Origin of the sequence: Planomonospora parontospora (genome assembly GCA_014647935.1) — a bacterium.
GTDB lineage: Bacteria > Actinomycetota > Actinomycetes > Streptosporangiales > Streptosporangiaceae > Planomonospora > Planomonospora parontospora.
This window is the reverse complement of record BMQD01000036.1, coordinates 30,227-42,243: the sequence shown is the minus strand read 5'-3', so window position 1 is coordinate 42,243 and position 12,017 is coordinate 30,227. Positions and strand designations below refer to the sequence as shown.

General features: G+C 73.1%; 10 protein-coding genes. 8 read left to right on the top strand and 2 right to left on the bottom strand.

Going from position 1 to position 12,017, the window contains the following annotated elements; all coding sequences use genetic code 11:
* Positions 1-281: 281 nt before the first annotated feature.
* Complete coding sequence (locus tag IEZ07_RS32210) at positions 282-653, bottom strand: hypothetical protein (RefSeq protein WP_191898256.1); 372 nt, start codon at positions 651-653, stop codon at positions 282-284.
* A gap of 200 nt (positions 654-853) precedes the next feature.
* On the opposite strand from IEZ07_RS32210, the gene IEZ07_RS32205 reads away from it, so the two are divergent.
* The 4 genes from IEZ07_RS32205 (at position 854) to IEZ07_RS32190 (ending at position 6,734) form a co-directional block, all read left to right on the top strand.
* The gene (locus tag IEZ07_RS32205) at positions 854-2,464 is read left to right on the top strand and encodes an ABC-F family ATP-binding cassette domain-containing protein (protein ID WP_191898255.1); all 1,611 of its coding nucleotides are present in this window, start codon (positions 854-856) and stop codon (positions 2,462-2,464) included.
* A 258-nt stretch (positions 2,465-2,722) separates the two neighbouring features.
* Complete coding sequence (locus IEZ07_RS32200; RefSeq protein ID WP_239320853.1) at positions 2,723-3,550, top strand: hypothetical protein; 828 nt, start codon at positions 2,723-2,725, stop codon at positions 3,548-3,550.
* Positions 3,551-3,701: 151 nt separating this feature from the next.
* Positions 3,702-5,210 (top strand): sigma-70 family RNA polymerase sigma factor, encoded by a 1,509-nt coding sequence (locus IEZ07_RS32195; protein WP_191898254.1) that lies wholly within the window; start codon positions 3,702-3,704, stop codon positions 5,208-5,210.
* Between the two features lie 258 nt (positions 5,211-5,468).
* Positions 5,469-6,734, top strand: a complete 1,266-nt coding sequence (locus IEZ07_RS32190) for a C40 family peptidase (RefSeq protein WP_191898253.1) — start codon at positions 5,469-5,471, stop codon at positions 6,732-6,734.
* 18 nt (positions 6,735-6,752) lie between these two features.
* On the opposite strand, the gene IEZ07_RS32185 is transcribed toward IEZ07_RS32190, so the two are convergent.
* Positions 6,753-7,259, bottom strand: coding sequence for an inorganic diphosphatase (locus tag IEZ07_RS32185; protein WP_068902481.1), 507 nt, complete (start codon positions 7,257-7,259; stop codon positions 6,753-6,755).
* A 117-nt stretch (positions 7,260-7,376) separates the two neighbouring features.
* Between IEZ07_RS32185 and dacB the strand changes: the two genes are divergently transcribed.
* The 4 genes from dacB to hpt all read left to right on the top strand — a co-directional run bounded on the left by dacB (position 7,377) and on the right by hpt (position 11,818).
* Positions 7,377-8,750 carry a D-alanyl-D-alanine carboxypeptidase/D-alanyl-D-alanine endopeptidase gene (dacB, locus tag IEZ07_RS32180; protein WP_239320814.1) on the top strand — a complete coding sequence of 458 codons (1,374 nt, stop codon included), beginning with the start codon at positions 7,377-7,379 and terminating at the stop codon, positions 8,748-8,750.
* 166 nt (positions 8,751-8,916) lie between these two features.
* Complete coding sequence (locus IEZ07_RS32175; protein WP_191898252.1) at positions 8,917-10,008, top strand: Rv3626c family coenzyme F420 biosynthesis-associated protein; 1,092 nt, start codon at positions 8,917-8,919, stop codon at positions 10,006-10,008.
* 116 nt (positions 10,009-10,124) lie between these two features.
* Positions 10,125-11,249 carry a tRNA lysidine(34) synthetase TilS gene (gene tilS, locus IEZ07_RS32170; RefSeq protein ID WP_204054664.1) on the top strand — a complete coding sequence of 375 codons (1,125 nt, stop codon included), beginning with the start codon at positions 10,125-10,127 and terminating at the stop codon, positions 11,247-11,249.
* A gap of 11 nt (positions 11,250-11,260) precedes the next feature.
* Positions 11,261-11,818 carry a hypoxanthine phosphoribosyltransferase gene (gene hpt / locus IEZ07_RS32165; protein WP_068902488.1) on the top strand — a complete coding sequence of 186 codons (558 nt, stop codon included), beginning with the start codon at positions 11,261-11,263 and terminating at the stop codon, positions 11,816-11,818.
* The last annotated feature ends 199 nt before the right edge of the window (positions 11,819-12,017 follow it).

The following is a 12,017-nucleotide window of genomic DNA, read 5'->3' as shown; positions in this document are numbered from 1 at the left end:
CGCCGAACTCGCCGGCATGAGCCGCTCCCTGCGCGACCTGGTCGGCGGCTTCACCGTCTGAGCCCTCGGCGGACGGCGGGCCGTACGGCGCTCCCGCCGTGCCGTGGTTCGCCGATCACCTGGAGCAGGCCGCCGGTCCGGCTGACGCCGCGCCTGTAGGACGCCGTTCCCGTTCAGCAGAGCGGGAACCGCCGTGGGTCACGCCGAGGTCGGTCAGTCCCACGTGGTCGCCATGTCTCCTGGGATGCCGGTGTTTTCGCGTGGTCGGCCGCGGGAGCGGCTCAGTACGGGCTCATCTGGTCCAGCACCTTGATGGCGAGAGCCATGAACTGCTCGGCTTTCACTATGTCCTGCATGACGTCGGCGGGAGCGATCTCCGGGGTGTCGGGACGCGGATATTCGGCGCTGTTGCGGCGACGGCGCATCCGGTCGAAGGAGCGGAGCGCCTGCCCGAGCGGGGGATCCAGCTGAGCTGTGACCGCGTCCAGCACCGCAAGGTGCCCACCGCGGCTTGTGGCACGTACTCCCTGGTTCTCCAGAATCGACGCGAGGGCTTTCCGGGAGGCGTCGTAGACGAGTTGGCAGGCCCCTGTGGGATCTGTCTCGACGCCGCTGCAGGCGAGTTCGATGTGCCGACCGGCTTGGATGAGCATGCTCTCGGCGTGCTTCCGGCTCGGCGGTTGTCGGCGCGGATGAGGCGGAGGTTGCCGTGGCGTCTCTCCTGGGTCAGCCCGGCGCTAGCGAATCGAGCGGAGAGCTGATCTCCACGCTCGCCGTACCGGTGGAAAATCCGGATGCCGACACACGAAACCGCATGTACCCTGCGCGAGGACTTGAGAGTGGGGGAAGTGCTGTGGCACACGTCGAGGTCGCGCATCTGACATACGTCCTGCCGGATGGCAGGCCGCTGCTGGACGACGTGTCCTTCCGGGTCGGCGACGGCGTGAAGGCGGCGCTCGTCGGGCCGAACGGCGCCGGGAAGACGACGCTGATGCGGCTCATCGCCGGGGACCTCCAGCCGGTGGAGGGGAGCGTCGTCAGCTCCGGCGGGCTGGGGATCATGCGGCAGTTCATCGGCGGCATCCGCGACGGCCGGAGCGTGTACGACCTGCTGGTGAGCGTCGCCCCCGAGCGCGTACGGCAGGCGGCCGAGCGGCTGGAGGCCGCCGAGCTCGTGATGATGGAGCGCGAGGACGAGAAGGCCCAGATGCGTTACGCGCAGGCCATCACGGACTACACCGACGCGGGCGGCTACGACATCGAGGTGCTCTGGGACGCCTGCACCATGGCCGCGCTCGGCATGCCGTACGACCGGTGCAAGTACCGCGAGGTGAACACGCTGTCGGGCGGTGAGCAGAAGCGGCTGGTGCTGGAGGCGCTGCTGCGCGGGCCGGACCAGACGCTGCTGCTGGACGAGCCGGACAACTACCTGGACGTGCCGGGGAAGATCTGGCTGGAGCAGGCGCTGCGCGAGACGCCCAAGACCGTGCTGCTGGTCAGCCACGACCGGGAGCTGCTGGCCAACGCCGCCGACCGGATCGTCACCGTCGAGTCGGGGAACGTCTGGGTGCACGGCGGCGGATTCCGGAGCTACGCCCAGGCGCGCAGGGAGCGCAACGAGCGCCTGGAGGAGCTGAAGAAGCGCTGGGACGAGGAGCACGCCAAGCTCAAGCGGCTGGTGAACATGCTCAAGCAGAAGGCGAAGTACAACGACGGCATGGCCGCGGCCTACCACGCGGCGCAGACGCGGCTGCGGAAGTTCGAGGAGGCGGGGCCGCCGGAGGCCGCGCCGAGGGACCAGCTCATCAGCATGCGGCTCAAGGGCGGCCGGACCGCGAAGCGGGCGGTGATCTGCGAGCAGCTGGAGCTCACCGGCCTGATGAAGCCGTTCGACCTGGAGATCTGGTACGGCGAGCGGGTCGCGGTGCTGGGCTCCAACGGCTCCGGCAAGTCGCACTTCCTGCGGCTGCTCGCCGGGGAGGACGTCCGGCACACGGGTACGGCCAGGCTCGGCGCGCGGGTCGTCCCCGGGCACTTCGCGCAGACCCACGCCCGGCCGGAGCTCCTCGGCCGGACCCCGTGCGAGATCGTCATGACCGAGCACGCGCGGCTGAAGAACGAGGCGATGAAGGCGCTGGCCCGCTACGAGCTGGCCGGGACCATCGCCGAGCAGCGGTTCGAGACCCTGTCGGGAGGTCAGCAGGCACGGCTGCAGATCCTGCTGCTGGAGCTGTCCGGGACCACGATGCTGCTGCTGGACGAGCCGACCGACAACCTGGACCTGGCCAGTGCCGAGGCGCTGCAGCAGGGGCTGGACGCCTTCGACGGGACCGTGGTCGCGGTCACCCACGACCGGTGGTTCGCCGAGGACTTCGACCGCTACCTGGTCTTCGGCTCAGACGGAAGGGTGTACGAGGCGCCGGAGCCGGTCTGGGACGAGAGCCGGGTCGTCAGGAAGCGCTGAGCCGGTGCCCGGCGCAGGGGCCGGCGTCCCGGCGGGCGGGGGCCGGCGCCTCCGGTCAGCCGATCCCCGGTCCCCGGTCGGCCAGTCCCCGGTCGGCCGGTCCCGCGATCGGAGGCTCGGCCGGTCCCGCGATCGGAGGCTCGGCGGGTCCGCCGGAGCCGGGCCGATCGGCAAGGTCTGCGGCAGCGGGGCTAAAGAGTTCGCTTGAACCCCGCGTGTCCGGGGAGGACACGCGCGGCCGGGGACTATGACGGCTGGGTGGCCTACATCACCCGAACCGCCGGCGTCCTCGGCGCCCTCACCCTGATCCTCCTCACCGGCTGCGCGAGCGAGCGCAGGCAGGACGACGACGCCCCCGAGCTCCGGGCGCTCACGGTCGCGGAGGAGGTCTCCTCGGTCGTCCGGAGCGAGGACCGCCACGACGGGTACGTGGTGAACTGGGCCGGGGTGCTGGCCAACCCCAACCCCTGGCACTTCGGCGAGCACGTGGTCGTCACGGTGGTGGGGCTGGACGCCCGGGGCAAGGAGGTCGTCCGGATGGAGCAGCCGCTCGACGCGGTGCCCCCGGCGGGGTCGCTCGCCTTCACCGGGCAGGCGCTCGCGGTGAAGAAGCCCGCGAAGGTGACCATCGGCTACCGCCCGGCCGAGTGGCGCAGGGCGGGCCGCATCGTCTCGGCCTTCAAGCCGTTCCCCGTCTCCGGCGTGCGGACCGGGCGGCCGAAGGACGGCGGTTACCTGGTCACCGGGTACGTCGGCACGCCGTACCGGCTCCCCGCGGGGACCCTGGCGGTGACCGCGCTGCTGCGCGACTCGGCGGGCCGGCTGCTCGGCGGCGGGACGACGTTCGTGGACGACGTCCGGGAGAACCGCAGGCGCCGCTTCCTGCTGGACATCGAGAGCGTCGCCGACCCCGGCGAGGTGGCCGGGGCCGAGGTGGTGGCGCGGACGTGGGGGTCGAGCAGCCGGCCGTACGAGGAGCTGGCGCTGGGCGGCGCGGTCCCGGTGCACACCGTCAAGCCGACGACCTCCCCGTTCGAGGAGGACCGGGGGCGGCGGGCCCTGCCGGGGGAGACCGCCACCCCGTGACCGTTAATTCCGGCAAATGGCTATTAACTAAGATTTACGAATGTGCGAAATGCGGCATTTTTTGCAGGGGTTGTTAACATTCTGAATACGGTTGCCGTGTCTTCCGGGAACCGGTGGAACTTGCAGTTACGGCGCTATTACCGTCTGCTACATGAACGACAGCGTCCTGGTCGAAGCCCTGCGCGCCCGTGATGCGGGCGCCCTCGCCGCGCTCTACGACTCCTACGCCGAGGGTGTCTACCGTTACTGCCGGTCCCTGCTGGGTGATTCGGACGGTGCCCAGGTGGCACTCCGGGACACCCTGATCACCGCCGAGGACCGCGTCCACGTGCTCGCCGACGCCGGACGGCTGAAGGCGTGGCTGTACGCCCTCGCCCGCGAGCAGTGCCTGCGGCTGCGCGCGGCCGCGGAGGGCCGGGAGGGGGAGGCGGCGACCGAGGAGCTGCCCGTCCCGCGCGGCGGCGACGCCGACCTGGGGGTGGTGGCCTGGAACGCCGTCCGGGGACTGTCGGAGGAGGACCGCGAGATCCTCGAGCTGGTCGCCCGGCACGGCCTGGACGTCGCCGACGCCGCCGCGGTGATGCGGATCCCGGACCGGGACGCCGAGCGCCTGCTCGAATCCGCCAAGGACCGGTTGCGCGACGCGGTGACCGCCGAGTTCCTCGCCCGCAAGGGGCCCTACGACTGCGTGGAGCGGGCGGAGATCCTGGGCGGGTTCTCCGGTGAGCTCACGCCGGAGACGCGCGAGCGGATGGTCGCCCACGTCAACCGGTGCGACACCTGCACGCCGCACCGGTCCCGGCAGATCTCCGCGGTCAAGGTCTTCGACCTGCTGCCCGGGGTGCCCCTGCCGGACACCGTGCGCGTGCGGGTGATGAGCTGCTTCACCGACCCCGAGCTCGTCCCCTACCGCCGTTACGCCGCCGGGCGGATCGGCGTCCTCGACGCCGCCGGGTTTCCCCCCGCGAGGGCTCGCCGGGACCCTGGCCGGGTTCGCGCGCTGGCCGGTGCGGCGGCTGCGGTCGCGGCTGCGGCCGCAATCGCCATGATCTTCGTCAACTTCGGCGGGGGCCCCGGCGGGGAGCCATCGGGCATCGCCTCCGGGGTCCTCCCCGCGGCGGGCGGGGCTCCGGGCGTGCGCCTGCCGTGGAGCGCCGAGGCCGGAGAGCGCCCGATGGCCCTGGAGTCCGCTCCTCCGGAGCTGGTCGCCCACGCCCTCGGGCCCACGGGGCCGGCAGGCACCGGGCGGCAGGCGGGCACCGGGCAGCAGGCGGGCGCGGCCGGGCCGGAGGCACTGCCGGGCCGGTTCTTCCCGGGGGTGAGGCCCGACCGCCCCGACCGGCCCGGCCCCGCGGGGCCCTCGTGGCGGCCCGCCCCTCCGGCCCCGGACGGCCCGCCGGCGGGGAGGCCGACCGCTCCGGCGCAGCCGCCCCGCGACCACCAGGGAGGACGGCCGGGCCCCAAGCCCTGCCCGACCCCCAAGCCGGCCCCTTCGCCGTCCACCTCCGCACCGAAGCCGCCGTCGACCCCGCCGGCGACGCCGGCGACGACACCGCCCGCCCCGGTGACCCCGCCGCCGACCCCGGACACGTCGGCCACGCCGACCGCGTCGGAGACGCCCGCGCAGTCGGCCGCCCCTTCCGGGACGGCGAACCCGTGAGACCGCTCCGGTCCGGAGACGCCCGCGCAGTCGGCCGCCCCTTCCGGGACGGCGAACCCGCGGGACCGACTCCGGCTCGGCGATGCCCGTCTTCGCGGGTCTCCGTCCCGGACAGGTGAATACAACGTCTTCTCTGTCCTTGCTGATTACCTGGGTTGATTACAGCGCGCCTGTCGCGCTTGTTCGAAGAGTGACGGAGCGTGATCCTGGCTGGCGCCGTACGCCGCGGAGGCGTGCGGCGGTCCAGGAGGGTGATGCATGCAGTCCGTCGAGAAGCGGCGCCGCGGCGCCACCGTGGTGGCCGGTCTGGTCTGCGCCCTGCTCGTGGCGGCGGGCCTCCCGGCCGACGCCGCGCCCGGCAGCCCCGGCCCGTCCGCCGACGAGGTGGCCCGTGCGAGCGCCGAGGCCCGCGAACAGGACAGGCGGCTCGGCGCGGCCACGGCCCTGCTCGCCGAGGCCGAGGCCGAACTCGAGGGGCTGACGGCCAGGGCGGAGAAGCTGATCGAGGCCTACAACGGCGAGCTGGTACGGCTGGCCCAGGCGGAGGAGCGCCAGCGGCGGGCGGACGAGCAGGTCCGTGCGGCCGGCGCCCAGGTGGAGGACTCCCGTCGGGCGGTGGCTGCGCTCGCCGCCCAGAGCTACGGCGGAATGGACCCGATGATGGGCCTGATGGCCGATGCGGGCGGCGGTGGCGCGGACGCGGGCTACCTGCAGCGGATGAGCGTCATGGCCCACGTGGGCAGCGGCCAGGCTGCGCGGCTCAGGGAGCTGCGCGACGCCCGGGAGGTGCTCGTCGTCTTCCAGGAGCAGGCGGCGGAGGCCTACGCCGAGCGGCGGACGGCGGCGGAGCGCGCGGACGCGGCGAAGTCGGCGGCGGAACGCGCGGTGGCCGAGCAGGTCGCGCAGACCCGCCGGCTGGCGGTGGAGCGGGCGGTGCTGGAGCGGCGGGCGGACGCGGCGCGCAGTACCGCCGACCGGCTGGCCAGAGAACGGGCGGAGGCGCTGGAACGGGCCCGGATCGCCCGCGAGCGCGCGGCCCAGGAGCGGGCGCGGCGCGCGGCGCTCCGGCGGGAGCGGGCCCGCAACGGGGTCCGCAACGGGGACGGCGGAGGAGGCGGAGGAGACGGTTCCGGCTGGGCGTCCGGCCCGGGCTCCTCGGCCCGGGGCGACATCGCCGCGGACTGGGCGCTCACCCAGCTCGGCAAGCCGTACGTCTGGGCGGCGGACGGGCCGGGCAGCTACGACTGCTCGGGGTTGACCATGCGGGCGTGGGAGCGGGTCGGAGTCCGGCTCGACCACTGGACGGGCACGCAGTGGACCTCGGGCCCGCACGTGCCGTTCGACCGGCTCCGCCGGGGCGACCTGGTGTTCTTCGGCCGGATCACCCGCAATCCGGGCGACATCCACCACGTGGGCATGTACATCGGCGGCGGCATGATGGTCCACGCCCCGCGCACCGGGGACGTCGTGCGGATCGCGCCGATCTGGCGCAGTGACCTCGTCGGCGCGACCCGTCCCACCTGACCCGTGCGGACGCCGGGCTCAGTGCTCCCCGTGCCCGCCGTTCTCGTCGTCCTTGGCGCGCTGGATGGAGCGGACGATCTCCTCCTCGGCCTCCACCCGGCCGACCCAGTTGGCGCCCTCGACGGACTTGCCGGGCTCCAGGTCCTTGTAGACCTCGAAGAAGTGCTGGATCTCCAGGCGGTCGAACTCGGGCACGTGGTGGATGTCGCGGATGTGCTCCATCCGGGGGTCGGTGGCGGGGACGCACAGGACCTTGTCGTCGCCGCCCTTCTCGTCGGTCATCCGGAACATGCCCACCGCGCGGCACTGGATCAGGCAGCCGGGGAAGGTCGGCTCCTGGAGCAGCACCAGGGCGTCGAGGGGGTCGCCGTCCTCGCCGAGCGTGCCCTCGATGAAGCCGTAGTCGGCGGGGTACTGCGTGGAGGTGAAGAGCATCCGGTCCAGCCGCATCCGGCCGGTCTTGTGGTCCACCTCGTACTTGTTCCGTTGTCCCTTGGGAATCTCAACGAGAACGTCGAACTCCACCGCGGTTCCTCCGCTCAAGCCCCCGGGCAGTCCCGGTCGGGCGTTAATGTCTCGTAGGCGTAATTGGTTACTGAGGATCGATGAGAGGCCGGCGACATGATGCGGCGTGATCGGTGGGTGGCGTTGGTCACTCTCGTCATGCTGCAGCTGTTCGCCGTCGCGGCCGGCGCCCACCTGCTCGCCAGCGACGCGCTGGTGGAGAAGGAGGCACGGCCGGTCGCCTCGCCCGAGCCGGTGGCCGTCCCCGTCGTCACCGCGGGTCCGGTCCTGTCCGCGGGCGGGAACGGACCTCTCCCGGCCAAGACTACTTTGGCAGAACGGCTCACCAGGGCGCTGGGGGACCCCGCACTGGGTGAGAACGTGGGAGCCGCGGTGGTCGACGTGCGGAGCGGCGAGACGCTGTTCGCCAGCGGCGGGGACCGGGGCATCACCCCCGCCTCCACCACGAAGATCGTCACGGGGATCGCCGCACTCGCCTCGCTGGGACCGGACGCCAGGCTGAGCACCCGCGTGGTCCGCGGCTCCTCGCCGGCCTCGATCATCCTGGTCGGCGGGGGCGACCCGACCCTGACGGCAGGGAAGATCGACCCCTCGGTCTACCCCCGGCCCGCGTCGCTGGCCTCCCTCGCCTCGCGTACGGCCGAGGCCCTCAAGGCCGGGGGCGTCACCAAGGTGACCGTGGCCTACGACGACGGCCTCTACACCGGCCGCCGCACCGCCGCCAGCTGGAAGCCCGGCTACCTGCCCGAGGGGCAGGCCGCCCCGGTGACGGCGCTCATGGTCGACGAGGGCAGGGTCGCCCGCGGCAGCAGGCAGCGGGTCTCCGACCCCTCCAGGACCGCGCACGCGGCGTTCGTCTCGCTGCTGGCGAAGCACGGGGTCAAGGCCGCCAATCGGACGGCCAGGCGGGCCAGGGCCGGCGCGGGCGCCGAGGAGATCGCCCGGGTCGACTCCGCGCCCGTCCACGCCCTGGTGGAGCGGGCGCTGACGCTCAGCGACAACGACCTGTCGGAGGCGCTGGCCCGGCAGGTGGCGATCAAGGAGGGCGAGCCCGCCTCGTTCGACGGCGGCGCGGCCGCCGTGCACAAGGTGCTGGCCAGGCTGGGCGCGGCCGAGGGGATCCGGGTGTACGACGGCAGCGGCCTGTCGCCGAAGAACCGCATCGCGCCGGCGGCGCTGGCACGCCTGCTCGCGCTGGCGGTCTCCCCCGCGAACCCGCGGCTGCACCCGATCGTCAGCGGCATGCCCGTCGCCGGGTTCACCGGGACGCTGGGCCACCGGTTCGGCGAGAGCGACTCCGCCTACGGCCTGGTCCGCGCGAAGACGGGCACCCTCGACGGGGTCAGCACGCTGGCCGGGCTGACCACCACTAAGGGCGGCCGGCTGGTGGCGTTCGCCTTCCTGGCCGACGAGGTCCCGCCCGGCTGGGGCAAGGCCGAGGCGGCCCTCGACCGGCTGGCCGCCACCGTGGCGGCCTCCGCGGCGGACTGAACCGCACACCCCGGGCAGGCGGACCGAACCACACGTGGCGGGCGGGCGGACCGAACCGCACGTGGCGGGCGGGCGGACCGAACCGCACGCCCCGGGCAGACGAGCCGGAACCGTACGTGGCGGGTAATCCGCGCGGTCCGGGAGAGCAGCACGTACGGTGGACGGTATGCAGGTGATCGACTGGGACTTGGCCGTAGCGACCGGAACGCGCCTGGTGCGCCCCGGGCCGCAGGTGAGCCGGGAGGAGGCGCGGGAGGCGGTCGCCGAGTTGCGGCGGCTGTCCCGGGTGGCCGAGGGCCACGTCCGGGAGTTCACCAGGATCGACACCGAGACCGCGCCGCAGCCCGCCACGATCGTCGACCGGCCGGGCTGGATCAAGGCCAACGTCGAGGGCTTCCGGGTGGTGCTGGAGCCGCTGACCGAGCGGATGGCCGCCCGCAAGGGGCAGACCCCGGCGGTCGTGACCGCGGTGGGCTCCCGCATCACCGGCGTCGAGGTCGGCGCGGTGCTGGCCTTCCTCGCCTCGCGGGTCCTGGGGCAGTACGAGCTCTTCCTCCCGCCCGACCCCTCCGGCCGGGCGCCGGTCGGCCGCCTCACCCTGGTCGCGCCCAACATCGTCCACGCAGAGCGCGAGCTGGGCGTCGACCCCGGCGACTTCCGCCTCTGGGTCTGCCTGCACGAGGAGACCCACCGGGTCCAGTTCACCGGCGTCCCCTGGCTGCGGGCGTACGTCCGGGACCAGATGACCGAGTTCCTGCTCGCCTCCGACCTGGACCTCCCCACGCTCCTCGACCGGCTCCGCTCGGCCGCGGACGCGGTCGCCGACGCGGTCCGGGGTGGTGAGGGCAACCTCATCGACGCGATCCAGACGCCGGAGCAGAAGGAGATCCTCGACCGCCTCACCGCGGTGATGACCCTGGTCGAAGGGCACGGCGACTACGTGATGGACGCCGTCGGACCCGGCGTGGTCCCCTCGGTCGCCGACATCCGGGCCAAGTTCCACCATCGCCGCGAGGGCGGCTCCCGCCTCGACCGCACGGTCCGCAAGCTGCTCGGCATCGACCTCAAGATGAAGCAGTACGCCGAGGGCTCCGCCTTCGTCCGCGCCGTCGTCGACCGCGCCGGGATGGACGGCTTCAACAAGGTCTGGACCTCCCCCGAGACCCTCCCGAGCCAGGACGAGATCTCCCATCCCGAGCGCTGGATCGCCCGCGTCCTCGACGCCCCCGCCCTCCCCGCCGCCGAGATCACCGACTGATTCCGCGAGAGGGCTCCGGCGTCTGGACTGAGGAGCGAAGGAGCGCAGCGGATGAGTGACGAGGGAAGACGGCGGTTACCGGCCCCCGAGCCGCGACGCGCAGCGTCGCCATGTAACTGATGGGTCCGCATCCCGCCGTCGCCGACGTCCGCCGCGCCGTACGGCTCTCGCTGGCCGATCTGGAGCCCGGCGACCTCGTGCTGGCGGCGTGCAGCGGCGGCGCCGACTCGCTGGCGCTGGCCGCCGGGCTCGCGTTCGCCGCGCCCCGGGCGGGGCTGCGGGCCGGGCTGCTGACCGTCGACCACGGGCTGCAGAGCGGTTCGGCGCGGCAGGCGGCCGAGGTGGCGGGGCTCCCGCTCGGCCTCGATCCGGTCGAGGTCCTGACGGTCACGGTGGGGACGTCCGGCGGGCCGGAGAACGCCGCGCGCGAGGCGCGGTACGCGGCGCTGTCGGAGGCGGCCGGGCGACTCGGGGCGGCGGCCGTGCTGCTCGGGCACACCAGGGACGACCAGGCCGAGACCGTGCTGCTCCGGCTCGCGCGGGGGAGCGGGACGCGTTCGCTGGCGGGGATGCCTGCGCGGACGGGGATCTACCGGCGGCCGCTGCTGGAGCTCGGGCGCGGCACGACCGTCGCGGCCTGCGCGGCGCTCGGGCTCGTCCCGTGGGAGGACCCGCACAACCTCGACGGCCGCTACGCCCGGGTCCGGGTCCGGACGCGGCTCCTCCCGGCACTGGAGGACGAGCTCGGTCCCGGCGTCGCGGAAGCGCTCGCCCGCACCGCGGGCCTGTGCCGGGACGACGCGGACGCCCTGGACGCGTGGGCGGAGGAGGCCTACGGGCGGGCGGTCGCCGGCGAGCGTGACCCGGCCGCCGGTAAGCGCGACCCGGTCGCCGGTGAGCGTGACCCGGCCGCCGGCGACCGCGGCCCGGCCGCCGGTGATTGCGCTCTCAGCGATATCCCGAAGGGGGTGGCGCTGGCCGTACCGGTGCTGGAGGGGCTGCCGGCGGCGGTCCGGCGGCGGGTGCTGCGGCGGGCCGCGATCACCGCCGGGGCGCCGCCCGGCGCGCTCTCGGCCTGGCACATCCTCCAGGTGGAGCGTCTGGTCACGGCCTGGCGGGGGCAGCGGTCGGTGGGGGTACCCGGGGGGATCGGCGCGGTCCGGCGGTGTGGCACCCTGATATTCGTCGCAGATCCCCCACGAGGGGACGACGGCGACCCGGACAGCAGGCCACTCCCGTAAGGAAGACCCAGGTGGACGCAGCCGACATGGGCAAGGACCTCTCGAAGGTCCTCATCCCCGAGGACGAGCTCCAAGCCAAGATCAAGGAGCTCGCGGCCCGGATCGACGAGGACTACGAGGGCAGGGACCTGCTGATCGTGGGCGTGCTCAAGGGCGCGGTCATGGCGATGGCCGACCTGGCCAGGGCGCTGCACGTGCCGGTGCAGATGGACTGGATGGCCGTGTCGTCCTACGGCGCGGGCACCAAGTCCTCGGGCGTGGTCCGCGTCCTGAAGGACCTGGACACCGACATCGCGGGCCGCCACGTGCTGGTCGTCGAGGACATCATCGACTCCGGCCTGACCCTGTCGTGGCTGATGCAGAACCTCAAGTCGCGCAACCCGGCCTCCGTCGAGATCTGCACGGTGCTGCGCAAGCCCGATGCGATCAAGGTGCCGATTGATGTCCGTTATGTCGGCTTTGATATCCCGAACGAGTTCGTGATCGGCTACGGCCTGGACTATGCGGAGAAATATCGCAATCTACCCTTTATTGGGACTCTTGCGCCGCACGTCTACGGAGCAAGCTGAAAATACGCCGTGGGCGAAGCGCGCTAGCACGAAATCGGCTGGAAAGCCACATTGTTCGGAGCTTCGGGGAACACGGACCCGCCTGACGTACGTTGGTAAGGCAGAGCCGGTGTCGTGCGGGCGGTTACCCCGCGCGCCGCGCCGGTGTACCTTCGGACGACCGAGAGGTGGTTTCACGCCGTCTCTGGGTAGTCAGGGG